Source organism: Mycobacterium malmoense, assembly GCF_019645855.1.
GTDB lineage: Bacteria > Actinomycetota > Actinomycetes > Mycobacteriales > Mycobacteriaceae > Mycobacterium > Mycobacterium malmoense.
Map to the genome: position 1 here is coordinate 3715145 of NZ_CP080999.1, position 25972 is coordinate 3741116.

At 65.0% G+C, this 25972-nt stretch carries 24 protein-coding genes; 8 read left to right on the forward strand and 16 right to left on the reverse strand.

Features of this window, described 5'->3' with window-relative positions:
• Window positions 1-92: 92 nt before the first annotated feature.
• The gene (locus K3U93_RS17045) at window positions 93-1289 is read right to left on the reverse strand and encodes a hypothetical protein (protein ID WP_083010954.1); all 1197 of its coding nucleotides are present in this window, start codon (window positions 1287-1289) and stop codon (window positions 93-95) included.
• A 1148-nt stretch (window positions 1290-2437) separates the two neighbouring features.
• Here K3U93_RS17045 and K3U93_RS25275 point away from each other — a divergent pair.
• The 3 genes from K3U93_RS25275 to K3U93_RS17055 all read left to right on the forward strand — a co-directional run bounded on the left by K3U93_RS25275 (window position 2438) and on the right by K3U93_RS17055 (window position 4063).
• Entirely contained in the window at window positions 2438-2563 is a 126-nt protein-coding gene (locus K3U93_RS25275; protein WP_254893611.1) for a hypothetical protein, read from the forward strand.
• 357 nt (window positions 2564-2920) lie between these two features.
• A complete protein-coding gene (locus K3U93_RS17050; protein ID WP_083010953.1) occupies window positions 2921-3313 on the forward strand; it encodes a hypothetical protein in 393 nt (130 codons plus the stop codon).
• Complete coding sequence (locus K3U93_RS17055; protein ID WP_139797017.1) at window positions 3314-4063, forward strand: RES domain-containing protein; 750 nt, start codon at window positions 3314-3316, stop codon at window positions 4061-4063.
• 135 nt (window positions 4064-4198) lie between these two features.
• Here the strand turns inward: K3U93_RS17055 and K3U93_RS17060 are convergent, their stop codons facing one another.
• The 8 genes from K3U93_RS17060 to K3U93_RS17095 all read right to left on the reverse strand — a co-directional run bounded on the left by K3U93_RS17060 (window position 4199) and on the right by K3U93_RS17095 (window position 11473).
• Entirely contained in the window at window positions 4199-4795 is a 597-nt protein-coding gene (locus K3U93_RS17060; RefSeq protein WP_071510131.1) for a winged helix-turn-helix domain-containing protein, read from the reverse strand.
• Between the two features lie 234 nt (window positions 4796-5029).
• The gene (locus K3U93_RS17065) at window positions 5030-5449 is read right to left on the reverse strand and encodes a type II toxin-antitoxin system VapC family toxin (protein WP_083010951.1); all 420 of its coding nucleotides are present in this window, start codon (window positions 5447-5449) and stop codon (window positions 5030-5032) included.
• Window positions 5446-5670 carry an antitoxin gene (locus tag K3U93_RS17070; protein ID WP_083010950.1) on the reverse strand — a complete coding sequence of 75 codons (225 nt, stop codon included), beginning with the start codon at window positions 5668-5670 and terminating at the stop codon, window positions 5446-5448. The genes K3U93_RS17065 and K3U93_RS17070 overlap by 4 nt, the downstream gene beginning before the upstream one ends.
• A 529-nt stretch (window positions 5671-6199) precedes the next feature.
• Window positions 6200-7387 (reverse strand): hypothetical protein, encoded by a 1188-nt coding sequence (locus K3U93_RS17075; protein WP_083010949.1) that lies wholly within the window; start codon window positions 7385-7387, stop codon window positions 6200-6202.
• A 471-nt stretch (window positions 7388-7858) separates the two neighbouring features.
• Window positions 7859-8143, reverse strand: a complete 285-nt coding sequence (locus K3U93_RS17080; protein WP_083010948.1) for a dsRBD fold-containing protein — start codon at window positions 8141-8143, stop codon at window positions 7859-7861.
• Window positions 8144-8281: 138 nt separating this feature from the next.
• Entirely contained in the window at window positions 8282-9109 is an 828-nt protein-coding gene (locus K3U93_RS17085; RefSeq protein ID WP_083010947.1) for an SDR family NAD(P)-dependent oxidoreductase, read from the reverse strand.
• A 109-nt stretch (window positions 9110-9218) separates the two neighbouring features.
• The gene (locus K3U93_RS17090) at window positions 9219-10439 is read right to left on the reverse strand and encodes a cytochrome P450 (RefSeq protein ID WP_083010997.1); all 1221 of its coding nucleotides are present in this window, start codon (window positions 10437-10439) and stop codon (window positions 9219-9221) included.
• Window positions 10440-10450: 11 nt separating this feature from the next.
• Window positions 10451-11473 (reverse strand): LLM class F420-dependent oxidoreductase, encoded by a 1023-nt coding sequence (locus K3U93_RS17095; protein ID WP_071510126.1) that lies wholly within the window; start codon window positions 11471-11473, stop codon window positions 10451-10453.
• Window positions 11474-11623: 150 nt separating this feature from the next.
• Here K3U93_RS17095 and K3U93_RS17100 point away from each other — a divergent pair, with 150 nt between their 5' ends.
• The gene (locus K3U93_RS17100; RefSeq protein ID WP_083010946.1) at window positions 11624-13120 is read left to right on the forward strand and encodes an acyl-CoA carboxylase subunit beta; all 1497 of its coding nucleotides are present in this window, start codon (window positions 11624-11626) and stop codon (window positions 13118-13120) included.
• Window positions 13121-13225: 105 nt separating this feature from the next.
• On the opposite strand, the gene K3U93_RS17105 is transcribed toward K3U93_RS17100, so the two are convergent.
• The 3 genes from K3U93_RS17105 to K3U93_RS17115 are packed head-to-tail and all read right to left on the reverse strand — an operon-like array spanning window position 13226 to window position 15862.
• A complete protein-coding gene (locus K3U93_RS17105; RefSeq protein ID WP_083010945.1) occupies window positions 13226-14269 on the reverse strand; it encodes a TIGR03857 family LLM class F420-dependent oxidoreductase in 1044 nt (347 codons plus the stop codon).
• On the reverse strand, window positions 14266-15384 hold the full coding sequence (locus K3U93_RS17110; RefSeq protein ID WP_083010996.1) for an alpha/beta hydrolase family protein: 1119 nt from the start codon (window positions 15382-15384) through the stop codon (window positions 14266-14268). Before K3U93_RS17110 ends, K3U93_RS17105 begins: the two co-directional genes overlap by 4 nt.
• A 28-nt stretch (window positions 15385-15412) precedes the next feature.
• On the reverse strand, window positions 15413-15862 hold the full coding sequence (locus K3U93_RS17115) for a nuclear transport factor 2 family protein (RefSeq protein WP_071510123.1): 450 nt from the start codon (window positions 15860-15862) through the stop codon (window positions 15413-15415).
• Window positions 15863-15945: 83 nt separating this feature from the next.
• On the opposite strand from K3U93_RS17115, the gene K3U93_RS17120 reads away from it, so the two are divergent.
• From K3U93_RS17120 to K3U93_RS17130, 3 genes are all read left to right on the forward strand, one after another.
• Window positions 15946-16956: an aromatic ring-hydroxylating oxygenase subunit alpha gene (locus K3U93_RS17120; RefSeq protein WP_083010995.1), complete on the forward strand. Its 1011-nt coding sequence runs from the start codon at window positions 15946-15948 to the stop codon at window positions 16954-16956.
• Entirely contained in the window at window positions 16953-17585 is a 633-nt protein-coding gene (locus tag K3U93_RS17125; protein WP_083010944.1) for a cysteine hydrolase family protein, read from the forward strand. The genes K3U93_RS17120 and K3U93_RS17125 overlap by 4 nt, the downstream gene beginning before the upstream one ends.
• Before the next feature lie 88 nt (window positions 17586-17673).
• Window positions 17674-19332: an acyl-CoA synthetase gene (locus K3U93_RS17130; RefSeq protein WP_083010994.1), complete on the forward strand. Its 1659-nt coding sequence runs from the start codon at window positions 17674-17676 to the stop codon at window positions 19330-19332.
• Between the two features lie 252 nt (window positions 19333-19584).
• On the opposite strand, the gene K3U93_RS17135 is transcribed toward K3U93_RS17130, so the two are convergent.
• The 3 genes from K3U93_RS17135 to K3U93_RS17145 are packed head-to-tail and all read right to left on the reverse strand — an operon-like array spanning window position 19585 to window position 23329.
• Window positions 19585-20592 carry an LLM class F420-dependent oxidoreductase gene (locus K3U93_RS17135; RefSeq protein WP_230981362.1) on the reverse strand — a complete coding sequence of 336 codons (1008 nt, stop codon included), beginning with the start codon at window positions 20590-20592 and terminating at the stop codon, window positions 19585-19587.
• Between the two features lie 44 nt (window positions 20593-20636).
• The gene (locus tag K3U93_RS17140) at window positions 20637-21866 is read right to left on the reverse strand and encodes a cytochrome P450 (RefSeq protein ID WP_071510184.1); all 1230 of its coding nucleotides are present in this window, start codon (window positions 21864-21866) and stop codon (window positions 20637-20639) included.
• The gene (locus K3U93_RS17145) at window positions 21863-23329 is read right to left on the reverse strand and encodes an aldehyde dehydrogenase family protein (protein ID WP_230981693.1); all 1467 of its coding nucleotides are present in this window, start codon (window positions 23327-23329) and stop codon (window positions 21863-21865) included. The genes K3U93_RS17140 and K3U93_RS17145 overlap by 4 nt, the downstream gene beginning before the upstream one ends.
• A gap of 221 nt (window positions 23330-23550) precedes the next feature.
• Here K3U93_RS17145 and K3U93_RS17150 point away from each other — a divergent pair, with 221 nt between their 5' ends.
• Window positions 23551-24696: a thiolase family protein gene (locus tag K3U93_RS17150; protein ID WP_083010941.1), complete on the forward strand. Its 1146-nt coding sequence runs from the start codon at window positions 23551-23553 to the stop codon at window positions 24694-24696.
• 78 nt (window positions 24697-24774) lie between these two features.
• On the opposite strand, the gene K3U93_RS17155 is transcribed toward K3U93_RS17150, so the two are convergent.
• On the reverse strand, window positions 24775-25962 hold the full coding sequence (locus K3U93_RS17155; RefSeq protein ID WP_083010940.1) for an acyl-CoA dehydrogenase family protein: 1188 nt from the start codon (window positions 25960-25962) through the stop codon (window positions 24775-24777).
• Window positions 25963-25972 lie beyond the last annotated feature (10 nt).

A 25972-nucleotide genomic window follows, 5' to 3' on the forward strand; every position in this document is an offset into this window, starting at 1 on the left:
CGCACCAGCGAAAGCGAATTGGCCCCCTTCGTTGAAAAGGGGGCCAATCGCCGTTCGGTGGTCGCCGGCTCGCATCGGCGACCACACCGGTCTCAGAGCAACTTGAGGAGATTGGAGATCAACAACCCGATATTGGTGGCGAACGTTGCGCCGAAGTTGGCCAATAGCGTCGGCATTTTCGACGCCACGTTTTGCAGCAGCGTGGTCAATCCCGTGCTAATGCCGCTAGCGGCAGTACTCAGGGACGGCCAACCGTTAGTCAGCTGGGTCACAAAACCCTGCAATGCGGTTTGGAGACCTGCGAATCCGACGTTGCCCTGCGCGATGTTCACCGCATTGGGAGCCACGATCGACTTCGCCAAACCCGGGGCGATGATCTTCAAGACGCCCATGTCGAGGGTTTCGCCGAGCAAGCCACTCGTCCCGTTATTGCCGTTGAGGAAGCCATTGACCGCCACGCCGGGGATGTTAAGCAGGTTGGTTATCGCCCCCACCGGATCCCCACCAGCCCACGCATTGGATGCAGCCTGAAGACTATTCCCGAGCGCAACCTCGAGCCCGCTTGGGACGGCGATGAACCCGTAGATACCAAAGTTGGTTAAGCCGGTCCCCGTCAGATTGTTGGTCGCGTTCGCCAGACTCTGGGTGAAGTAGGCGGGAATTTTCAAAATCTTTTCCAGAGGCAACGCGATGTCCTGGAGTGGGTAGGCGTAGAAGGCATTGTACAAAGCGGTACCCGCGTTACTGATCTTGCCTGAGGCAATGTCGTTGAATGCCACGTTTAGGAAAGGCCAGAAATCGCCGGGTACCGTTCCGGTATAGAAATTGACGGCGCCCTTCGCGGCGGTTTGGTACGAATTGACGTAGAGGCTCGCGTATGAGGCCCAGTTGGCGGCGATCTGCTGCAACGTCGGGAACGGAAGCGCTTGAATCAAATTGGCGGCTATCTGCAGGTTGGAGCCCGCATTTTGAAAAGTGTTGACCCACGTCGCCAAAGGGAGGGGTAGCGCGGCGGGGTTGATGAAGTCGGTAAGTGCAGCTGCGGGCACGGCGGCCGCACTTGCTCCACTTGCCAGCGATGCGAGTTCGTTCTCCACGCCGGAGAACAAATCAATCACGCTGCTGGCGGCGTCGGTGAGCTGGACGTTGGAAATGCTCACCTGGGAGAGCTGGCGGGCCATGTGAAGGTCGGGTAGGCGTTGGGCCATGGGCCCGGCGGCGATGACAGCGGCGCTGGCCAAGGCGACTCCGGCGGTGATGTGGGGGCGGGCTGCGAGATCCACGACCATCTCCTTTATGCGTTTTGAATAACGACGAAGTGAACATACCTGCCAATTACGTTGAGCGAATTGTGGCAACAAACTAGGTAATTAGCTGTAGTGATATACATGAACAGCAAATTTGCCGGAAGTGCACAGGAAACTATGCTCGACTGAGGCTAAATGGACGGCCTTGCCACAATCATTTATGGGCAGCATTGGAAATGGAGCGACGGGACGTCATTGCCGAGTATCGACAAAAACCATGATCTGAGCATTGAGCGTCTCGATCCGCTCATATCCAAGCAGGTGCCTCCCCTTCAACATGCTGGTGGATTTCACCGAGCAGCACCACAGCAAGATGACGCGAGCAAGCGGTAAAAACAGTCGTACGGCTTGTCCATATCGCGACGACACGAAGGAGATAACCCTAGATAGAACTCAGAGACGACCACCGAAGGCCATGCGCACACCGGGCCCAGACAGCGCCTGTATGCGCTTCTGGCACAAGCCAATACCGATCACGCCCGACGACTCACCACAAGCGCTCGCCCGGGACAGGGCCGGGCACCACACACACCATCAATCTTGTGGCGGACCGTGAAACGGCACGCACGCAGGTGGTCCCGGCGATCACGACGGGGTGATCGCAGGCCACCTCCGAGCAGCAGTGGCCAGTGGATGCGGGATGGGTTTTCGTCGCTGGCCGCTACCTGGCTGACGAGATCCCTTGGCCCAGAGATCAAGGTGCATCGCGATGTCATCGTGCGCTGCCTGCCGCCACAGATCACAGCGCCTCAGTGACGAGCACGGCCTGGCCGCGTCGGTATCGGCGGTGAAGCACCATCTCTCAGCAAAAACAACAGCGTTCACTACGCCCTCGCAAGCAATTGCATCGTTGCAGCGACAGTTATCTTGAGTGCGGCGGTGAATGCGGGCCAGTGTGCTACCGGCAGGTACTTTCAAACTGAACTATCACAGCAGTGGACACAGTTTGCTATGGCATGCCCGTGGCCTTGCTAACAGGAGTTTTTTAGTCCTACGACGATTGCGGAGCCGTGCGTTCCGGAAGCGATCACCCCAAGCCCTTCGAAAGTCCCGCGGGCCTAAGTTCTTGGCAGGTATGTCCAGCTCGTCGGCCCGTCTGACGTCGACACTCCACACCGGGCTCCCATCCCATGGCCGGCCAGCTGAGCAACAGCGTCACCTCACCGGGCACCCTCATCCACCGCGAACCGCAGGTGCTCAAGGAACTATGCGAACACCGCGTCCCCAAAGCATTCGTCAAGACACTTGCCCAGTGACGTTAGCCATGCACCAAAGCGAAACCGGTGCGCCCACAAGCCTTCCGAGGCACTAGGCCTGACGTACGAGGGTGATGTGTGGGCGACACTATGGTGGTCTTGCCTTCGTTTATCACCGGCCAACGGCGACTGCCCGGCTATCGTGCGCGGCGTCGAAAATTCTCGACATACGACGCCCTATACGAACCTCTTCACGGACGCCAGACCGGCATAAGTGTCGCTGAGCACCGTCAACGACCCGTGGCCGCAGCGCGCCCTCATGAAGTACACTGGCCTGTGATCTAGAGTGTGATAGTTCAGTGTTTTAGCATGCTAAAAGTTAGTGTTCTAGGTTCTATGTGGAGTTAGGTGGCTACGATGACGGTGACATCCGCACGGCCCGATCTGATCGCATACCGAGAAGCGGTCACCATGTCGACCCCGGAGCTGGTATCCGCGTTGCGAGAGCTTCTGGGGTCGAAACTCGTCGCCTACCTGGGGAAAGTCAAGGAGACCCGCGCGGTACGCCAATGGGCCGAGGGCAGCCGTGAGATCGCCAACGCTGCCGATGTGGAACGGCTTCGGCTGGCCTACCGCGCGGCGCGACTGATCACCGAACGGGATCGCAAGGCAGTCGCCCAAGCGTGGTTCCAGGGACTCAATCCGGTCCTCGACGACCGATCACCGGCGCGGGTGTTGCGCGACGGCGATCTGGAAACCGACGGCGCCTTGGTTCTTGCCGCGGCGCGCCAATTCTCCGCCGTCGGCTGAATGCCTGCCGACGCGGTTCGAATTAGAACCGTCTTTGGGCTGGTGCATGGCTCTCGTGTCGATGCACTACCGGTTTACCGGGTGGGCTACAAGCCCGATCCATGGCATTGGACTCCCTGGGAGTTCGCCGATGAGCACGGTCGCTTCACCGGCAGATGGGATGATCCGGCGGGCATCTGGCGGACCCTCTACGCGGGCTCATCGGCGCTTGCCTGCTATCTGGAGGTGCTCGCGGTTTTTCGCGCCGATCCTGTTGCTGCCCGCGGCATGGACGACATCGCAGTAGAGGATGCCGACGATCTATATCCCGCTATCCGTCCAGGGGAGATCCCGCGGGCCTGGCGCGAGCCTCGCTCGATCTGCTCGGCGGAGCTGTCTGGCTGGTTCGTTCTCGTCGGCCACTACGAGACTTTGCCGACGCTGAGACGGCAATTCCTGCCTATGGCAAAGGAATACGGACTCCAGGACCTTGATGCTGCCGCAATCCGCGATGGTAAGCACCGGCGGCTCACACAGGCTATGTCGGCGTGGATCTACACACTCAGCACTCCTAACGGCGATCCCACCACGGGCATACAATTCGATTCGCGCCATGGCGATCAACTCACACTTTGGGCTATCTACGAGCGCTCGGCATCGACCGCATCGCCGCCGGAAATCGCGAATTATTCTGGAACACAGGATATTACAGAACAGGACGCGGATTTGACGGAAGCGATGCATATCCACCATCTGACGTGGGCAACATAGCGCACCGTGACGACGTCGGGGCCCGATGCACCGAGGCGGCAAACCGGCTCAGCTGATCGATATCGCCTCCCGCCTCCCGCGGGCGAAGTCCCCGGTCCTGCAGGCATTGGATCTCCTCGGCGCCATTAGCCCAAGTCATCGCTGAGTCACCGGCCGTGGCAACTCAACCTCGACGCTCGGGGCCGATTTGATTTGGGCAATCAACGGGTCGTGTTGGTCATGCCAGCGCTTCGTGGAGGCGATAACAGGGTTGACCGGCAGACCCGTGCGCTCTTGGACTTTGTCAGCGGCCGCGTAGATCGCGGCCCGGTTAGGGCGACCGACAACCAAGACGTCAAGGTCGTTGGGGGGCGGCCCAGGTTGGCCGTGATAGCGCGCCGCCCAGGAACCGAAAATGAGCAACCGCTCGATGCCGGGAATACCGGCAAAGGCGTTGCGGACGATCAAATGCGGTCCCATTGTGGCAAGCGCAATTTCGGTCAACGGGCCGACAAGCCGATTATGTGGGCTGGCACGCACAAGCTTGGCGCGCCCTACTTGGCGTGAGATAAGGATCTGTGCGTCGATCAAGCGTGCCACTTCATCTGAGACGGTCGTCATGGGTATCCCGAGCAGCCGTGATAGATCACTGATGGTTTGTTCTCGGTCGGGATTCAGCAGTGTGGCAGCCAGGATCTCGGCTTGAGCCGGCGACCGAAACACCGGAAAAAGGGCTGGCGTACTACTACGCATAAACCGATGATATCACCGGGCAATACGTAGCTTCGATGCGAGCTGTTTCCCCGGCGCGCATCCTCGGCGGCGTTGGTGACCTACATACGAGTGGTCGACGAGGTGTCCCATGTCCAGCCGGGGGTATTCGGCGGTGTCCGATTCTCCCTGAAGGGACTCACTCCAAGCTGCGGGAATTATCCGCCTCGTCCCCGTCGTTGTCGGCGTGTTTCGCGGGCCGCTCATCACCGCTGACTACAGAACCTCGACCAGGCCGGCGGGTGCTGAATCGGCCAGTGCAGCGTCGAATGTGACCAGCCGGCCACCGTACCGGGCGACCAACGCAATGAGATGACAGTCGGTGACAAGGCGGTGGCTCGACACAGCACCACGATCACCCCCTTCACCAACCACCAACGGCACGTCATCAGGCCAGAACGCATGGCCCGGAAGAGCTCTCAGCGCTTCCAACTGAGCAAGCGCAGTCGCCGGAGTCGTCGACACGTGCATCACCCTGCGATCACTCGAAATCCGGACAAAACCCACCTCGGTGATCGGTGTGGTAGCCCATCCATTCGACGAAGACCGCGTGAACCACTGCCGTGCCGCTGAGTGATGAGCATGGTTACGCCAGCTCAACGCGATAAGGACATTGACGTCGAGCAGCGCCGTCACACGTCTTCCTCGAGCCCCCGGGCGACGTCCTCGTCGGCGATGATTGGCGCATCTGGCGGCACATCGAACATCGGGAGCCCGTCGACCACGACAATCCCGACGGGCCGAAGCGACCGACGCGCCAGATCGGAAATCACCGCACCGACCGACCGGCCCTCCGAACGAGCGATGCTTCGCGCATCTTCAAGGATATCGTCATCGATTTGAAGAGTAGTGCGCATAGCATCATAGTATTGCGGGCCGTCCGGTAACAGTCCAGCCCGCTGGGACGCGTCCGCGCGGCTGCATGCTTTTCTGGGGCCGGGGGAACAGTCATAGACGTCTTGGTGGGCCACGATGTTTAGACGACGGCGACTTATCTTTCGGTTTCAGCCCATCGAGCGATTGCGCGAGATTGGCCGACTCATACGCTGCCATCGCGAGCCTCCAGGCTCTGGCAAGCTGTTCGGCATCGGTGGCCGGCAGGCGGTTGGTGCGGCCGGCCCGTCCAGTGCCTGGCGGATCAGGTAGGTAGGCACCCTGACGCGATGCACTGGGCGATCGCCACACGTGCGTTCGCCGTTAGTATTCCCTGTCACCACGTCACCTGTTTGGCGTCGAGGTCCTGGTGGTGAACGACGTCGCGCCCGCCGTCGGCTCGAACCGCTCGACTGAAAGGTGCACCGATAAAAGCGGATTGGCCCCCTTCGCTGGGAAGGGGACCAATCGCCGTTGGTGGTCACCGGCTCGCATCGGCGACCACCGTCGTATTTAGAGCAACTTGAGCAGGTTGGAAATCAACAACCCGATATTGCTGGCCAACGTGGCACCGAAGCTCGACAACATCGACGGCATCTTCGACGCCACGCTTTGCAGCAGCGTGGTCAATCCCGTGCTAATGCCGCTGAAGGCGGTACTCAAAGATGGCCAACCATTGGTCAACTGTGTCACAAAGCCCTGCAACGCGGCCTGCAGACTTCCACCGGTCGCAATATTCACCGCGTTAGGCGCCACGATCGACTTCGCCAAACTCGGGGCAAGAATCTGCAACACGGTCTGGTTGAGGAAGCTGCCGAGCAAGCCGCTCGTCCCATTGGTGCCGTTGAGGAGGGCATTGACCGTTGCGCCGGGGGTGTTGAGCAGATTGCTGATCGCCCCCACCGGATCCCCGGTGGACCACGCCTTGGAAGCAGCCTGAAGACTTGTTCCGAGAGCAGTCTGGACCCCGGCTGGAACTCCGAGGATGCCGAAAAAACCAATGTAGATTATGCCGTCCGTCGTCAGATAGTTGGTCGCGTTCGCCAGATTCTGGGTGATGTTTGCGGGGATATTCAAAATCGTCTCGAGAGGCTCCCCGATCTCTGTGAATGGGTACTCGTAGAAGGCATAGAACAAGTTGGTTACCGCGGTATTGATGTTGCCTGAAGCGAAGTTGTTGAACGCCGAGTTTAGGAGCGGCCAGAAATCGGCGTTTGCTGCGGTTCCGGTGTAGAAATTGACGGCGCCATTCGCGGCGGTTTGGTACGACTTGACGTAGAGGTCGGCGTAGGAGGCCCAGTTGGCTGCGATCTGCTGCAGGGTCGGGAACGGGAGTTTTTGGATCAAATTGGCGGTTGTCTGCAGGTTTTTGCCCGCTGCCTGAAAAGTGTTAACCCACGTCGCGAGGGGAAGAGGTAGTGCGGCGGGGTTGATGAAGTCGGTTAGGGCGGCGGCGGGCACGGCGGCCGCGGCTGCTCCGGTGGCGAGTGAAGCGAGTTCGTTCTCGACGCCGGCAACCAGGTCGACCAAGCCCTCGGCGGCGTCGGCGAGGCGAATATCGGACACGCTCACCCGGGAGAGCTGCTGGCCCAGATGAAGGTCGCACAGGTACTGCGTTACCGGAGTGACGGTGACGATACTGGCGGCGGCCAAGGCCACTCCAGCGGCGATGCGGGGGCGGGCTGCGAGATCCACGACCATCTCCTTTGATCGGTGAGTCAAAATTTCGATGGTCAGAAGGTAGCTGAGAACAACCTGAGTTTCGGGTGTGTTGGGGTGAGATTGGTCGGATCCATCCCGCCGACATCATATATAGCAAACTCTGCATGATACAGTAACCACTGCTAAAAAAATATTTTTAAATCTCAGAGCTACCCCCCCCCCCGAATTTTAGTTCAGGCCGAAAATACTCCACAGCGAGCCTTGGTATGTATTTGCCATCGCGTACCATGCAACCAGCAAATCCGCTCACACACGCCTCTCCGGCTACGCCTATACCGGCGCGGAACATCGTCATGGCCGGGTAGTGGGACGCGGGGCAAACATCACCTGTCGTGACACCCAGCGGACACAGGCAAGCGCTCTTTCGCTGGACTATGGTTCCTTAATGAACGCTGTCGTCGCCTACAACGTAAGGCACGACAACGCTGAACCTTGAGGGCTTCCCAGTCCTCAGTTCTTGGGACGGTTCAGCGCGGTAACCTGATCGGCCAGGTCTGATAAGGCCCGTGCCGTCGCTAGTTCTTCGCCGGCCTTGGGCGCCAGGGAGTCGGAGGGATGACGATAAGCCACACCCAGGCCGGCGAGATGTGAACTGCCCCATTGCAACTCGGCTTTTGCGTATGTCCTTCCATGGTGCTCGTCGATCGCTAACGTGACCATCGGACGTGTCGGGGAATTCGAGCGACTGTTGGGACGCATGCGGTACATCTCCGGATCATGCTGCGGACAGGTCATTTTGAGCTTACGAACCCGCGTGGCGCTCCCTAGAGTCCTTGGTCCCCACCGGTGGCGCCAAAGGACACTTCGCGTCGGGCGGTTACGGCGCTTCCGGAACTCCTCGGCCGGTCTGTGGTGACGCTCGGGCCCGCCGTCCTACGTGATCTTGGCCAGGGTGCGATCCCACAATTCGCGCGCAAGGTCGGGGTCGTAGGCGGCGCGGTTGGCTTTCGCGATCTTATGCTTCGAGTAGTACTCACCGGGTGCCCAGTCGACACCGGGTCTGCTTGAGGCCAGCCAGACCAGTTGGTCGGCTCCCTGGTCTGCGGTCGCGGTGAATCGGGCCGTCAACGGCACGTGATACTTCATGAAGCCTAGGAACCGCGATCCCGATGCGTCGCCGAAATTGGAGTTGACATAGCCCGGGTGAAACGTCACTGCCGACAGTCCGCTGGGATGGTATCGGCGATGTAATTCCTTGGTGAATAAAACGATTGCCAGTTTGGTCAGAGCATAGGCAATGCTGGGCCGGCGTTGTGCTGTGTTCTCCAGGTCGGCGATGGTGGCTCGGGGAAGGAGTCTTTGCGACGAGCTGGTCGTGTTGACGACGGTGGCGCGGGAATCGACGAGAACCTCGATCAATTGGGTGGTGAGCAGAAACGGCGCCAGGTAGTTGACCTGAAAGGTGATCTCGTGGTTATCGGCGGTCGTATGGATCTTGCTGAACATGCCACCGGCGTTGTTGGCCAATACATCGATGCGCGTGTACTGGGAACGGATTTTGTCTGCCAAGGCACGCACCTGGGACAGGTCGGCGAAGTCGGCCACAAAGCAGTCGGCGTCCAATTCGGCGGCCAGGGTGGCGACCTTGTTTCCCGAGCGTCCCACCACGACCACGTTGTCGCCGCTCCGGTGTAAGCGTCGGGCCGCCGCGGCACCGATACCATCGCTGGCACCGGTGATAACGATCGTCCTACGCGTCATTGCCCGGTCCTCCAGAGGGGAGTGTAGCGGTCGCAGACGCGGAATACCGGTGATAAGCGGGTCGCTCAACCCCCTGCCGGGAAAGGCCTGACCGGGAGCCCCGCTGCGCTCACGCCAGCGAGTAGCGGACCGGCAGGTGTTTGAGACCGCCCACGAAGGTGGTGGCCGTCAATTCCGGATCACCGGTCAGCTCAATGGATTTCAACCGAGGCAATAACTCGGAGAAGAAGCTGTTGACCTCCATGCGGGCCAGGGCCGCGCCCATGCAGAAGTGCACGCCGTAGCCGAAGGCCACATGTTTGTTGGGGTCGCGGCCGACGTCGAAGCGGAACGGGTCGTCGAAAACGTCCTCGTCGCGGTTGGCCGACACATAGGACAGCAGCACGGAATCGCCCGCGACGATGGGTGTTCCGCGCACGACGGTGTCCCTGGCGGCCGTGCGCATGAACTCCTTAACCGGGGTGACCCAGCGGATCATCTCCTCGATGGCCAGCGGCATCAACTCGAGGTTGTCGCGCAGGCGCACAAGCTGATCCGGGTTCTCGACGAGCGCCTGCAGGCCACCGGAGATGGTCGCGCTGGTGGTGTCGTGGCCCGCGGTGGCGACGATGAGGTAGTACGAGACGGTGTCGATGTCCGACAGCGGCTCGCCGTCGACGCGGGCGTTGGCGATCGCCGACGATAGGTCCTCGGTCGGATGTTCGCGGCGCGACGCGGTCACCGCGTTGAAGTAACCGAACATGTCGAGCAGCGCGGGCAGCTGATCCTCGTTGGTGGTGCCCCGCTTGAACTCGGAGTCGTCGCTGCCGAACAGCTCCTGGGTCAGCTTGAGCATGCGGGGAAAGTCGTCCTCCGGCAGCCCCAGCAGCGACATGATCACGTAGAGCGGGTAATTGACCGCGACCTGCTGGACGAAGTCGCACTCGGGTCCCACGGCCAGCATCTTGTCGACGTAGATCCTGGCCAGTTCGTCGACGCGAACCTTCAACGCCCGCATCGCCTTTGGCCGAAACCAGTCGGAACCGATCGCGCGCACCACCCGGTGTTGCGGGTCGTCCATGTGGATCAGCGTGCGCACGCCCGCGGCGGCCTGCATCTCGTCGCCCTCCGCGGTCGTCAGGACCGGGCGCGGCCAGTTGGTGAACAGCATGTTGTCGCGTTCGATGTCCATGATGTCGGCGTGTTTGGTGATCGCCCAGAACGGCCGGTAGTTCGGGACGTCGACCCACGACACCGGCGCGCTGGCCCGCAGCTGAGCCAGCGCCGCGTGCAGCCGCCGCTCGTCGGTGTACGCCAGCGGATCCGCCAACAGCCTGGCGGCCTCGTCCATCGTCGTCGTGCTCACTCGCGAAACTCCTTCAGTGCGGCGGCAATACAGTCCTGGGATGCGGTCGCAAAGATCGGCAGGACGCGGTCGACCGCGCCCTCGCAACGACTTCGAAGCGCCGCGGCGATCGTGTCGACCGGGCCGGTGACGGCGAAAGCCGCCAGCATCTCGTCGTCGATGAGCGAGCCCATGGTGTCCCACTCCCCTTCCAGCGAGAGCCGGTGCAGTTCGGTGTGCGCATCGCCCCAGCCGTGCAGCTCGAGGACCCTGCGGTAGGCCGGCGTCGACCCGTAGAACGCGATCTGCTTGCGCACGGCGGCCGTCGCGGCCGCCAACTCGGCGTCGGTGGCGCCGGTCGCCACCATCACCTCACAGGACACCTCGAAGTCGCCGCGATCGCGCCCGCCGCGCCGCATACCGCGCTCCAGCGCCGGCATCGTCACCTCGTCGAGGTAGCGCTTGGACACCATCGGGTGACCGAGGTGGCCGTCGGCGACCTCGCCGCACAGCTCGGTCATCGCCTCCCCGACGGCGGCGAGGAAGACCTTCGGCGCCGAATAGGGTTGGGGCTCGGGCGTAAACATCGGCGTCATGATCTTGTGGGTGTAGAAGTCGCCCTCGAACCGCAGCTTGGTGCCGTCCCTCCACGCCGACCAGATCGCATGCAGCGCGCCGACGAATTCGCGCATCCGGGCCGCCGGGTGGCTCCACGGCATGCTGAATCGCTTCTCGATGTGCGGCCGGATCTGGGTGCCCAGGCCGAGAATGAATCGGCCCTGCGAATACGCCTGCAGGTCCCAGCCGATGTTGGCGACGATCATCGGATTGCGCGCGAACGCCACCGCGATGTTGGTGCCCAGCTCCAGTCGCGACGTGTGCTCGGCGGCCAGCAGCAGCGGCAGAAACGGGTCATGGCTGGTCTCGGCGGTCCAGCCCCCGTCGTACCCGTTTTGTTCCAGAGCGCCGGCCGCCTCGGGCACCCGTACAAGTTGATTGGGGATGCCCCCGTCGAGCTTAGGACCGGGGGCGCTACCCATGCGGGTAACTTTACAGTAAGCAATCCAGTATGTGACCCTGGCTCTTCCAGTGGCAATCGCAAGCGCGGCGTAACCGGGCCCAGTGGGTCGCCACCATCGGACTGGAGGCGCGACGACAACCCCGCACGAGGCATGAGGTAGGACATAGGCATGACGAAATCCCGGGATTGGGAAGCGACGCTCGAGGATCTCGAGCGTCGCCGTCGGCACGCGCGGGCCATGGGCGGTCCCGAGCGGCTCGACAAGCACCGCGGCAAGGGCAAGCTGGACGCCCGCGCGCGCGTCGAGCGGCTCCTGGACCCGGGCACCTTCCGCGAGCTCGGCACGCTGGTCGGCGGCGAGATCGCGGCCGACGGGATCGTCACCGGCTCCGGCCGCGTCAACGGAGCGCCGGTGATGGTGGGCGCCGAGGACTTCACGACGATGGCCGGAACCATCGCGCCGGGCAGCAATTCCAAGCGCTACCGCATCGCCGAGCTGGCGGTGCGCGACAAGATCCCGCTGGTGATGATGCTCGAAGGCGCCGGGTTTCGGCCCACCGGCGCGCATTACGGACGCAGTCCGACCGACCTACTCGCCCAGGCCAGGTGTTCGGGCCGGGTTCCGACGATCACCGCGGTGCTCGGCCCGTCGGCGGGACACGGGGCGCTGGTCGCGCCGGTCTGCGACTTCACCATCATGAGCCGCCAGGGCGCCATCTTCACCGCGGGGCCGCCGGTGGTGAAAGAGTCGACGGGCGAGGACATCTCGAAGGAGGACCTGGGCGGCCCGGACGTGGCGCTGGCCAGCGGCGTGATCCACAATGTCGCCGACGACGACTCGGTGGCGCTCGACGCGATCCGGCACTACCTGTCGTATTTTCCGCCGAGCGCATGGTCGTACCCGCCTAGCCTGCCGGCCTCCGAGGCGACCGGGCCGCGACCGACGCCGGAATTGCTCGACATCATTTCCCGCGACAACCGCCGCGTCTACGACATGCGTGCGGTGCTCGACGTGGTGTTCGACAGAGACGACTGGTTCGAGGTGCAGCCGGCGTTCGGCAGAGCGATCATTTGCGCCCTGGCCCACCTCGGTGGGCATCCCGTCGCGGTGGTCGCCAACCAGCCGCGGGTGCTGGCCGGGTCCATCGACGCCGACGCCGCCGACAAGGCGGCGCACTTCATCACGGTCGCCGACTCCTTCCACCTTCCGATCGTCTTCTTCGCCGACAATCCAGGCATGCTGCCGGGCAGCCGCTCGGAGCGCGCGGGCGTATTGCGCAGCGGCGCACGGATGTTCGCCGCGCAGACCGCAGCCACGACGCTGAAGCTGCACGTGACGATGCGCAAGGCGTACGGCTTCGGCTCCATGGTCATGTCGCTGATCAGCTTCGACGGCCAGGTGGCCACGTTCGCCTATCCGGGCGCGACAATGGGCGCCATGGGCGCCGGGGCCTTGAGCCGTGCCTCGCACGCCGACGAGGACCTGTCCACGAAGCTGCGCAACGCGGAGCTGCAGGCGTCGTATCGGTCGGCCGAGAATATGGGGTTCGACGAGCTCATCGATCCCCGCGAGACGCGGGACGCGCTGCTGGCTTCCCTGCAGCGCGGCTTGTCCAGCCGGCAAGCCGCCGCCGAGCCGGTGACCCGGACCCTGATCATGCCCTAAGGTTGTCCCCCTTGTCGCGAGCGTGCGTGTTTGTACGCGACACGCCGGTGTTGCGTGGCATTCCGCGCACGCTCGCGGCGTCAGCCGCCGGCTCGGTAGGCGGCGTCAGGCGCCGGCTCGGTAGGCCGCGACGACGGGCTCGAGCTCGTCGGGCGTCGCGCCATGCATGATCACCGCGTCTGCCCCGTAGTCGAATTCCCCGCGGATGCGGTCCACGCAGTGTTGGGCCGACCCGGTGGCCGACGGTTCCAGCCATTCGTCGGGAATCAGCGTCGCGATGTGCTCGATCTGCTCGGGCGTGGCCTTGTGATCGATCCCGCCCGGGATCGATGTCACCACCGGATCTTCCCGAAACCGTTGCAGCACAGCGGGATCCCAGTCGTTGGTCCGCACTAACAGATCGCCGTACCCCTGCAGGTAGGTGGCCAGGCGCGCGACGGTCTTCTTCAGCCGCAATTGCTCGGGAAGGTGATCGCCGACGGTGGCGAAGCACGACCACACCCGCACGCTGTCGGGGTCGCGGCCCGCCTTTTCCGCGGCGGTCTTGACGGTCTGCACGCAGCGCCGCAACGTCTCCGGCGTGAAGTAGGTGTGCAGGATGACGTCGTCGAACACCCGGCCGCCAAGGGCGAGCGTGTTGGGCCCGAAGGCCACCAGCGCCAAGCGAATGTCTTCGTCGAAGTCCGGGTCCAGGAACAGGATGGGATATTTGCCCATCGGGCCGTCGTGGTTGACGATCACCTCGCCGCGCCACAGCCGGCGCATGACGTGGGCCCAGTCCTCCATCTGCGCGGTGGTGACCGCCGGAATGCCGAACGCGCCGTAGATGGCGGCGATGCCGCGGCCGATGCCCAGCGTGAACCGGCCGCCGGACAGGCGGTGCAGGGTGGTCGCCCATGACGCGGTGATCAGCGGGTGGCGGGTGTTGTGATTGGTTGCGGCGGTGGCGATCTGCATCCGGGTGGTCACCGCGCATGCGGCCCCGGCGAGCGACGACGCTTCCTTGACGTTCCAGCGTTCGGAGATGAATGCGGTGCCGAAGCCCAGCTCCTCGCCGCGGCGGGCCTCGTCCATCAACGTTGCCGGCCCGTCACCACCGGCCCCGGCCAGCAGGTAGTAGCCCAGTTCGTCGAGCGTGCGATCGGTCAATTCACCACTCCTTGTAGGAATCGCTCGGTGACCCGCTGCACGCGCCGGGAGAACACGTGACCGACGTGGCCGCCGTCGTACCAGTACAGCCGGCCGCCCCAGCGCTCCTGCAACGCAACGGCGGGCTCGCGCATCGCCATTCGGTCGTGCCACGCCCCGACGATGAGCCGGCGCTGCGGCGGCGGCGCCGGGTCGACTTTGAGCGGATCGATCACCGAGGTCAGCTTCGAGACCTCTGGGGATTCCAACAGCTCCCGGAATTCGGCGCGGGATGGCCCCCACCGCGCCAGGTGTCGCGCGATCATCGCGTTGAGCCCCAGGATCGGGGTGTACAGCGCCACCGCGTCGATCCGCCGCTCGAGGTGGGATACCAGCGCGGCCACCGGGGTGCCCATCGAAATCCCAGCCACCACAACGGCGGCGGCCTGCGGCTGTACCCACCGCACGACGGCGCGCACCTCCGACACCGCGCGCATCATGCCCGCGACGTTGCCCAGTGGGTCCACGTCGGGATAGGCCGGCCATTCGCGGCGCCGGCAGCCGTGACCGGGCTGCACCGGCATCGCGACGTTGAAGCCCAGCTGGTGATGGATTCGCCCGATTCTGGACAGCAACAGGTCTTCGGCGCCGCCCTGACCGGCGCCGTGGACCCATACCAGCCACGGCCTCGGGCCGTCGCCGTGCCGACACAGGTGCACCACCGCCCGCGCAGGGCCGCCCAGGCCATCGGCCTCCAGGGTCGCCGGCAGCCCGGGGTCGTGTTCGAACCTCATCCGCTCGTACGCCAGTCCGGCGATGCGGTGCCGCCGTATCGACTTGGGGTGCAATGGTTTTGGATCGGCATGGGCACGGTCGATGCCCAGCGTCGACAATTCCTCGGCCGCCGCGGCGCACGAGCCCAATGGGCGCATCGCTTCCGGGGTCCCGGCCAGCAGCGAAAAGCCGCTCAGCACAAGCTCGTCCAGCATCACCTCGCCGAATTGGCGCACCCCGCGTGGTGACGCCGGGACCCAACCGGTGGAGTCGTTGAGACCGGCCACCGTGCGCGGCAGCAGCATCGCCAGCTCGCGGGCCAGCCCCCTGGTGACGCCCAACCCGCGTGTCGCCCACGACATGCCGGGCACCGGTCTGTGGGCGTCGGCTTCAGCCATCGTCACCGCTGATCTTCAGGATGGTCCGGGTCAGACGCAGGGTCTTGATCCGCCAGGCGCCGCCTTGCTTTTCGTACGTCTCGTGGTAGTGGCCGGCGCCGTGCAGCTCGCGGCCGTCGCCGAAGATGAGCAGGTCCTCCATCGCCCAGATGCCGGTCGCGGTGGTGGGCGAGGTCAGCGCGATCTCCGGGGTGTGGCAGTGGTGCATGGTGGCGAGGTTCTCCAGGCCGCCCATCACCATCGGAACGAAGTTGTCGACGCCCTCGATCGGCGGCGCGGTCATCGGGTCGGCCCCGCCGGTGGAGACCGCCATGTCCAGGGTGACGACCACGTCGGTGGTGAACACGCCGCGCCAGGACTCGACGTCTTTGGTGTCCAGGAACCGGCAGTAGCGCGCCTTGAGCTGCCGGATCGCTTCCAGCTCGTCAGCCGCTCCAGTCATTTGACTCCTTGTCGCGCATCGGCCGAACTGCTGAAATCTATACTGTAACGAATTTAGTATCCATGAACCCGGGAGGCGCCGCCGTGAGAGTCCCCTTCACCTGGAAGGTCACCGGGTGGTTCATGGTCGGGTGGTCCCCGGAATTTCCGGTCGGCGAGACCCGGCCCTTGCATTATTTCGGCGAGGACCTAGTCGCCTACCGCGATGACCAAGGTGAACTGCACATCCTGGAGGCACACTGCAAACACCTGGGCGCACACATCGGCCACGGCGGCACCGTGGTCGACGACTGCGTCGAGTGCCCCTTTCACGGGTGGCGCTGGGGTCCCGACGGCACCAACCGATACATCCCGTATCAACCCGACCGGCCCAACCGCGCGCTGCGGCTGCGGGTGTTCCCGGTGGTCGAGCAGTACGACTGCGTCTTCGTCTGGCACCACCCGCACGGCATGCAGCCGCAATGGGAAATGCCGGACATCTTCACCTCGTTCCCGCAGTTCGAGACCGATCCCGCCGCGTATTACCGGCCGTACCCGGAGTTCTCCCGGCTCGCCGAGGGCGAACCGGTGCACCCCCAGATCGTGGCGGAAAACGGGCCGGACAGTGCCCATTTCCGCTACGTGCACCACGCGACGGTGACACCGAGGATGCTCGACTGGAAGATCGTCGACCAAGAGTGGCGCTTCCTCACCGGCTGGCCGGATGCCGGCAGCGACGATCCCGACAAGATGGCGCTGCGGATCCACAGCCACATGTTCGGGCTCGGCGGCGCCATCAGCGCGTTCGAAGGCGCATCGGACCATCGGCTGATCTTCGCCTGCACACCCGTCGACGACGCCAGCTCCAACATGTTCTACTCGATTTGGTGGCCGCGAAACCCCGGCGACACCTCTGACGCGCCACCCGAACACCTGCGCGAGCGCGTCGAGCGGCAGCACCTCAGCACGGTGTGGGACGACCTGAACATCTGGCGCTACCAGCGCTACGTCGAGCTTCCCGCGCTGTCCAGGGTGGACGCGAAACCGTATATGGCGCTGCGGAAGTGGGCGACGCAGTTCTATGACATCCCGCCGGGGGCTACCGCGTCGGCATGACAACACCATTGGCCGAGCTCGCCGCGCCCGGGCACACCGCGATCGTCACCCAGGAGTGCCAGGGCGCGGTCGTCGGCCCGCACGCCGGGCTGGCGCTGCTCGCCGACGAGGCGCGCCGGGTCGCGCTGCCGAACATCGTGCGGCTGTTGCCGGCGGCGCGAGCGGCCGGGGTGCGCGTCGTGCACTGCCTGGTGCGGCGGCGGCCCGACGGGTTGGGCTCCAACCACAACGCCAAGATCTTCAGCCGGGGCCGCGGCCCCGGAAAAGGCTCCGTCGACATCGCTCCCGGCACTGCCGGGGCCGCGCTGCTACCCGAACTAGGGCCCGAACCAAGCGATCTGGTCCTGAGCCGGTGGCATGGCGTCGGACCGATGGGCGGCACCGACCTCGACGCCGTGCTGCGAAACCTCGGGGTGTCCACCATTGTCGTGGTCGGCGTCTCGCTGAACATCGCGATCCCCAACGTCGTCATGGACGCGGTCAACGCCGCCTATCACGTCATCGTCCCAAAGGACGCCGTCGCCGGCATACCCGCCGAATATGGCGCCGCCGTCATCGCCAACACGCTGTCGCTGCTGGCGACCATCACCACGACCGACGATCTGCTCCGGGCGTGGACGCGGCCATGACCGCCCCGAGTTGGTTGCGCGAGCAGACGCAGAATCGCACCGCGCAAGGCTTGCGCGTGCGATTCTGCGTCTGCTCGGCGGAAAGGAAATAGTGGACAGCACAACGCAATTCACGGTGCCCGCCGTCGCGGAGGGCGTCGCCGCCGCGATCCCCGACCGCGACCTGGTGATCCGGGGTGAACGGCGCTACAGCTACGCCCAGGTCATCGAGCGGTCGAACCGGCTCGCTGCGTATCTGCACTCGCGGGGACTGGGGTGCCACACCGAGCGATCCGCGCTCGCCGGCCACGAGGTGGGCCAGGACCTGCTTGGCCTCTACGCGTACAACGGAAACGAATTCGTCGAGGCGCTGCTGGGCAGCTTCCAAGCGCGCGTGGCCCCCTTCAACGTCAACTACCGGTACGTCAAAAACGAGCTGCAGTATCTGCTGACGGACTCCGGGGCGACCGCCCTGCTCTACCATGCCGCGTTCGCGCCACGGGTGGCCGAGATCCTGCCGGACCTGCCGCGGCTGCGCGTGCTGATTCAGATCGCCGACGACTCGGGCAACGAGTTGCTCGACGGCGCAGTGGATTACGAGGCCGCCCTGGAACCCAGTTCGCCGAAACCTCCCGCGGTGCGGCACTCACCCGATGACCTGTACGTCCTCTACACCGGTGGCACGACGGGGATGCCGAAGGGGGTGCTGTGGCGCCAGCACGACATCTTCATGACGTCCTTCGGCGGGCGGAACCTCATGACCGGCGAGCCCTTTGGCTCCGTCGATGAGATCGTGGCCGGGGCGGTCGGGGGCCCGGGAACCAAGCTGATGATCTTGCCGCCGCTGATCCACGGCGCGGCCCAGTGGAGCGTGATGACGGCGATCACCACCGGGCAGTCCGTCGTTTTCCCTTCGGTCGTCGACCATTTGGATGCCGAGGACGTCGTGCGCACCATCGAGCGTGAGCGGGTGACGGTGGTGACGGTGGTCGGTGATGCGATGGCCCGACCGCTGGTGGCCGCCATCGAGAAGGGCATCGCGGACGTGTCGTCGTTGGCCGTGGTCGCCAATGGCGGCGCGCTGCTGACGCCGTTCGTCAAGCAACGCTTGATCGAAGCGCTGCCGAACGCCGTCGTCGTCGACGGCGTCGGATCGTCGGAGACAGGGGCGCAGATGCACCACATGTCGTTGTCGGGGGCGGTATCGACCGGCACCTTCAACGCCGGACCCGACACGTTCGTCGCGACCGAAGACCTGTCGTCGATTTTACGGCCGGGTCACGGCGGGATCGGCTGGCTCGCGCAGCGGGGCTACGTTCCGCTGGGCTACAAGGGCGATGCGACCAAGACCGCCAAGACCTTCCCGGTGATCGAAGGGGTGCGCTACGCGGTACCCGGCGACCGCGCGCGCCACCGCGCCGACGGCGCGATCGAGCTGTTGGGCCGCGATTCGGTGACCATCAATTCCGGCGGTGAGAAGATCTTCGTCGAGGAGGTCGAGACGGCGATCGCGTCGCATCCGGCGGTGGCCGACGTGGTGGTCGCCGGGCGCCCGAGCGAGCGCTGGGGCCAGGAGGTCGTCGCCGTGGTCGCGCTCGCCGAGGGCGCCCACGCCGACGCCGACGACCTGGTCGCGCACGCGGCAAAGTCGTTGGCCCGCTACAAACTTCCCAAGGCGGTCGTGTTCCGTGCGGTGATCGAGCGCAGCCCGTCGGGCAAGGCCGACTACCGGTGGGCGCGCGAGCAGGCCGGACAGGGGAATTCGTAACGGGCTCATCGGCATGAGCGTCGGATGGCTCGGTTTGGTGTTCACATAGGCCGCGGTGGGCCAAGGTGGCGCGTCAATCCCCAGGTGTCACATCGGTAACTAGCCGGCACACCGACGTGCCCGCCTCTGCGCGACAACGCAAGCGGCGCAACGGATTGTCGCTATGAGGCGGGCAGAAGAGTACGTGCCTCCGACGCCGAGACGCGAGTGACACATGTGACCACCACGACGTCTCCGCTATGTTGAAAGTTTCTAGCGCCGTGCCCCAGAACTGTCGTCCTGGCGCAACTTTGCGACGACCCCCGCGACCACGTCCGACGGGAGGGCCGCCGGAAACGCCGGCATCACACGGTCGACCAGGCCATGACACCGGGCTCGTAGCGCGGCGGCGAGTTCGTCGACTGGAGCGACTACCGCGAAGGCGCCCAGCACCTCGTCGTCGATCAGCGCGCCCATGGCGTCCCATTCACCGCGCCGGGACAACCGGTGCAGCTCGGTGTGCAGCTCGCCCCAGCCGTGCAAATCGAGCACCCTGTGGTAAGCCGGTGTCGACCCGTAGAAGGCGATCTGCTTTCTGGTGGCTACGGCGGCGGCGGTCATCTCGGATTCGGTTCGCCCCGTCACGACAAACACCGGGCAGGACACCGCGACATCACCGCGCCCGCGACCGGACCGCCGCATGCCGGCAAGCAGTGCCGGCAGGGTCACCTCGTCCATGTACCGGCGGGTGGTGAACGCGTGGGCGATCAGGCCGTCGGCGACCTCACCACACATCCGGGTCATGGCTTCGCCGACGGCCGCCACGAATACCTTTGGCAGCGAACACGATAGCGGCTCGGGGGTAAACATCGGCGTCATGAGTTTGTGCGCGTAGAAATCACCCTCGAAGCTCAGCCGGGATCCGGCTTGCCAGCAGTCCCAGATGGCGCGCAGCGCCAGGACGAACTCGCGCATCCGCCGCACCGGCTGGCTCCAGGGCATGCTGAAGCGCTTCTCGATGTGGGCCTGGACCTGGGTACCCAGGCCGAGGATGAACCGGCCGTTCGAATACGACTGAAGGTCCCACGCGACCGTGGCGACGGTCATGGGGTTGCGCGCGAACGCTACCGCGACGCCGGTGCCCAATTCGATCGTCGACGTGTGCTCGGCCGCCAGCAACATGGGCAAAAAGGGATCGTGGCTGATCTCACCGCACCAACATCCGTCGTAGCGCCGCCGCTCGAGCGCGGCCGCGGCCCCCGGCACGCGCGCAAGATCCATGGGGATGCCCCCATCGATCTTGATTGCGGCAGTTGACATTGCCGTCATCGCGAACGCGACACGCCGGTTCGCGGCACGCCGCGGACCGGCACGTTGCTCCAGCCCGCCACGTTCTGCATGTTGACCCGCTTGCAGCCCGCCCAATCGACCCCGTAACGGGGCATGAAATCCAGCATCCGGTCCAGCGCGATCGCGCTCTCCATGCGCGCCAGGGCGGCGCCGAGGCAGCTGTGGATGCCGTAGCCGAGGCCCAGATTCTGCGCCTGAGTACGGTCACGATCGATGTCGAAGGCGTCGGGATCGGTCCACGCCAACGGATCCCGGTTGGCCGAACCGCCGACCAGGAACACCGGTTTGCCGGCGGGGATCGTCACCCCGTGCAGCGTGACCGCACGCAACGAGCATCGCACGTTGTACTGCGCGGGCGCCTCGTAACGCAGCAGCTCCTCGACGGCCAGCGGGATCTTGCCGCGGTCGTCGAGCAGTTTCTGCCACTGGTCCGGATTCTTCGCGAACACCACCGCGGCGTTGCCCAGCAGTTTGGTCACAGTCTCGGCGCCGGCACCACCCAATAGCGTGGCGAATTCGGTGATTTCGACGTTGTCGAGCGGCGTCATCTCGCCGTTGTCGCGTTCGATCTCCGATTCGATCAGCTTGCTCAGCAGATCGTCGCCCAGATTCTCGCGGCGTTGCTTGATGAGCCGGTAATAGTAGATGGCCATGTCGACGGCCGACTTTTGACCAGCCTCGCTCATCTCGACCTCACCGGGGCCGCGGTGCAGCAGGTCGTCGATCCACAGCCGGATCTGTTGGCGATCGTCCTCCGGCACGCCCTGCAGCCTGGCCATCACGTCGACGGGAAACAGCGCCGAGAAGTCCTGAACGAAGTCGAAACCTTCCGGATTCACCGCCGACAGGTGCTTGTCGATGACGTCGGCGACCAACGGCCGCAACGCCTGAATCGCGCGCGGAGTGAACACCTTGTTCAACAGGCCACGCATGCGGCGGTGCGCGGGCGGGTCCATGGCGATGATCGATCCGTGCTCGGTCACGTGGCCCTTGCGCACCTGGGCGAGGTCCACCCCGTAGGCCGACGAGTAGGTCTCATGGTCCTTGAACGCGGCGGCCACGTCCTCGTGGCGGGTCAGGGCGTAGAAGTCGTACTCCTGGCTGTAATAGACGGGAGCTTCCTCACGCATCCGGCGGTAGGTCTCGTAAGGACTGTTGAAGAAATCCTCGGAGAACGGGTCGAAAAGCACCGTGGCGGTGGTCATGCGCTCGCCCCCCATCCGTGCGTCGAACTCGCGTGCGCGATGCGACGACGAGTTCTCTTGCGCGCCAACCGGAGCTGCGCGGCCGCATACAGCTTCATGGACCTGCGGAACGGCGGCGCCGCCGTCCCGGTGATGCTGAACGGAAGGTCCGAACCGACGACGGTCCGGTAGTGGGTGAACGCGTCGAAACCGGCCTTGCCGTGATACGCCCCCATCCCGCTGCGGCCGACGCCACCGAACGGCGCAGCCGACGGGATCATTTGGGCGGCAAAGTCGTTGCGGGCCACCCCGCCGCTGCGGGTGCCGCGGACGAAACGCCGGAAGTCGTCCCCATCGGGGCCATACCAGTACGCGACCAACGGCGCCGGCCGGTCGTTGATGTAGCCGGTCGCCTCCCGCAACGTCGGGTAGCCCATGACGACCAGCACCGGCCCGAAAATCTCCTCGCGTGCGATCCGCATCTCCTCGCTGACACCGCGCACGATCGTCGGCGCGATCTTGCGCGACGCCCGGTCCGGCAGCGACTCCCCCGGCGGCGCAACCGGTTCGACCGATGCTCCCTTGCCGCGGGCGTCGTCGAGCAGGCCCAGGACCCGGTCGAAGTTCGGTTCGTTGACGCACGAGCAGTAGTCGGCGTTGGCGACGATCGACGGGAACATGCGGCGAAGCTCCCGGCGCGCGCGGTCGACGAACGCATCCAGGCGGCCTTCGGGCACGAGCACGTAGTCCGGGCACACGCAGACCTGGCCGCCGTTGACCATCCGGGCCGCCGCGATACGGGCCGCCGCCGTGTCGATGTCGGCGTCGGGGGCGACCACGACCGGGTTCTTGCCGCCGAGTTCCAACGTGACCGGGACCAGGTTCTGCGCCGCCGCGCGCTGGACCAGGGCACCGATGTCCGGTGATCCGGTGAAGAACAGGTGGTCGAACGGCAGGGTGCAGAAGGCGGCCGCGACGTCGCGCCCACCGGTCACCACCGCGAGCTCGGCCTGGTCGAAGTAGCGCGGCGCAAGCTCCCCCATCAGCGCGGCGGTCCGCGCGGTGATCTCCGACATCTTGATCAGGACGCGGTTGCCCGCCGCGAACGCCGCCGCCGTCGGCAGCACGACGAGATTCAGGGGGAAGTTCCACGGCCCGATGATGCCCACCACCCCGAGGGGTGTGGGCTCGACCTGGGCCTTGAGCCCGAACATCCGCGCGGCCCGCATCAGCTTGGTGGCCTTCATCCACTGCGCCACATGGCTTCTCGTGTGTTCGATCACCGGAATCATGCCGACGAGCTCGGTAAACAGCGAGGCCGCGCGCGAACGGGTGCCGAAGTCGGCGCCCATCGCGTCGACGAACGCGTCGGTGTTGTCAAGGACCAGCGCGAGCAGCCGGTCGATCCGGTGCAGCCGCACCGTCAGGCCGGGCGGACCCCCCTCGGCATGGGCCCGACGCTGACGCGCGAACAGGGCGTGCATGTCGGCGGGCCGATCCCCGAGCGCACCGTCGACGGCCAACTCCGATGTGGTCATCTCCTGTCCCTTCCCAGCTCGCTAGGGGGCGTCGCCAGGCCCATTCGGCACGATCAACGGTAATGGTTACAGTAGTATAGACAAGTATTTCTGGCATCGTTACGGTCAAGCCGCCGGATCGGTCAAGAACGCCGACAGCGGACCCCGGCAGGAAAGCGGGAAGCGCAATGAACGACGTGGCCATCATCGGCGTGGGCCTGCACCCCTTCGGCCGATTCGAAGGAAAGACGGCGATGCGGATGGGCGTCGACGCCATCTTCGCCGCGGTCGAGGACGCCGGCGTGCAATGGGGTGATATCCAAGCGGCCACCGGTGGCAGCTGGACGGTGGCCAACCCCGACGCGATCGTCGGGATGGTCGGCCTGTCCGGGATTCCGTTCACCAACGTCTTCAACGCCTGCGCCACGGCGGCCAGCGCGGCCAAGGCCTGTGCCGACGGGATTCGGCTGGGCGACTACGACATCGGCATCGCCGTCGGACTGGACAAGCACCCCAAGGGGGCGTTCACCGAGGATCCCGCGCTGGTCGGAATGCCGCGCTGGTATGCCGAGAACGGCCAGTACCTCACCACTAAGTTCTTCGGCATGAAGGCCAACCGCTACCTGCATGACCATGGCATTTCGCAGCGGACCCTGGCCAGGGTCGCCGCCAAGAACTTCCGCAACGGCGCGCTGAACCCGAACGCGTTCCGGCGCAAGCCGATCCCCGAGGACGAAATCCTCAACTCGGCGATGCTCAACTATCCGCTCACCCAGTACATGTTCTGCGCGCCGGACGAGGGCGCGGCGGCGGTGGTGATGTGCCGGGCCGACATCGCCCGCCGCTACACGGACAAGCCCGTCTATCTGAAGGCGGTCGAGGTGCGCACGCGCAGATACGGCGCCTACGAGGTGAACACCACCTTCGCCCCGGTCGAGGAGGACGTGGCACCCACCGTGTATGCCGCCAAGGCCGCCTTCGAGAGGGCCGGTGTGGGTCCGGACGACGTGGACGTGATCCAGTTGCAGGACACCGACGCCGGCGCGGAGATCATCCACATGGCCGAGTGCGGTTTCTGCGCCGACGGCGATCAGGAAAAGCTGCTCGCCGACGGCGTCACCGAGATCGGCGGTTCGATGCCGGTCAACACCGACGGCGGCCTGATCGCCAACGGCGAGCCGATCGGCGCGTCGGGCCTGCGCCAAATCCACGAAATCGTCCGACAGCTCCGTGGTCAAGCCGGGGACCGTCAGGTTCCGGGAAAACCCAGGGTCGGCTTCACCCAGCTCTATGGGGCGCCCGGCACGGCCGCGGCGACGATCCTGACTACCTGAAACTTTCACCGCCGAGCAGACACAGACTCGCATCGATTCGCGCGATCGTGTGCGAGTCTGTGTCTGCTCGCGGGGCTGCTATTTTCCGGCCGGTGCCGCGTAGCTGGGCTTGCCGAGGCCCAGCGCGTGCTGGGCGATCATGTTGCGGAAGACCTCCAGGGTGCCGCCGTAGATCCCGGCCAGCGGGGCGAATCGGTAGAGATATTCCGCGGCCCCGTCGTCGGCGGCGCCGTCGGTGTCGACGGGCAAGGCGGAGGCGGGCCCGGCGATGTCCATCAGATCCGGCGCGATGTCGCGCATGGCCTGCGCCTGCGCGACGCGGCCGAAGATGCTCGGGGTCGAAAGCGCCGCCTCCACGCGGGCGACGCTGCGGCCCAGCCGGTATGCCACCGACCCGTCGTCGACCGGGCGCACCCCGTCCGGGCCCGGGCGTGCGGCCGTGGCCGCCACCGCGTCCACCGCCGCGGACATGAACCCGGCCTGGTGCGCCATGATCGCGACGTCCTGCAATCCGTCCGGCGCCGCGGCGACCGCGCCGTGTTCGGTGTCCAACGGCCCGCGCAGCACGGTCCAGCCGCCGTTGACCTCACCGAGCAGGTACTTGTCGTCGACCCGAACGTCGCTGTAGTACACGATGTTGGTGCGGTCGCCGTCGACGGTGCGGATGCCCTGGATCTCGATTCCCGGCAGGTCGAGGGGCACCAGAAACATGGTGAGGCTCTTGTGTTTTGGAGCGTCCGGGTCGGTGTTGGTGATGAGAAAGACGTACTGGCAGTTGTGCGCGCCGGTGGTGAACATCTTCGAGCCGTTAATCACCCACTGATCGCCGTCGCGCACCGCCCGGGTCTTGCAGGTCGCGACGTCGGATCCGCCCTCGGGCTCGGTGTAGCCCAGGCACATTCGCACGTGCCCGCTGAAGACCTTGGGCAGCACCTCCTCGACGAGTTCGGGCCTGCCGAACGTCGCGACGGCGCGCGCCACCATCGCCGTCGTACCCCAGGTCACCCAGGGCGTATGCACCCGGCGCTTCTCGAGCTCCCAGATGCGGCGGCGAACCCGGCTGAATCCGCCGTCGGCCGCCGGCTTCCACTCCTTCTCCAGGTAACCGGCCGCGCCGATCGCCAGGTGCACGCCCTCGTCGAAGTTGTCCCCGGTTTCGCGGTCGCGCCGGCGAACCTCGTCGGTCACGTGCTCGGCGAGGAAGGCCCGCACCTCCGCGAGGAACGCCGTGTCGTCGTCGTCGAGTTCTACTCGGCTGAAATCCATTGTCCAATAA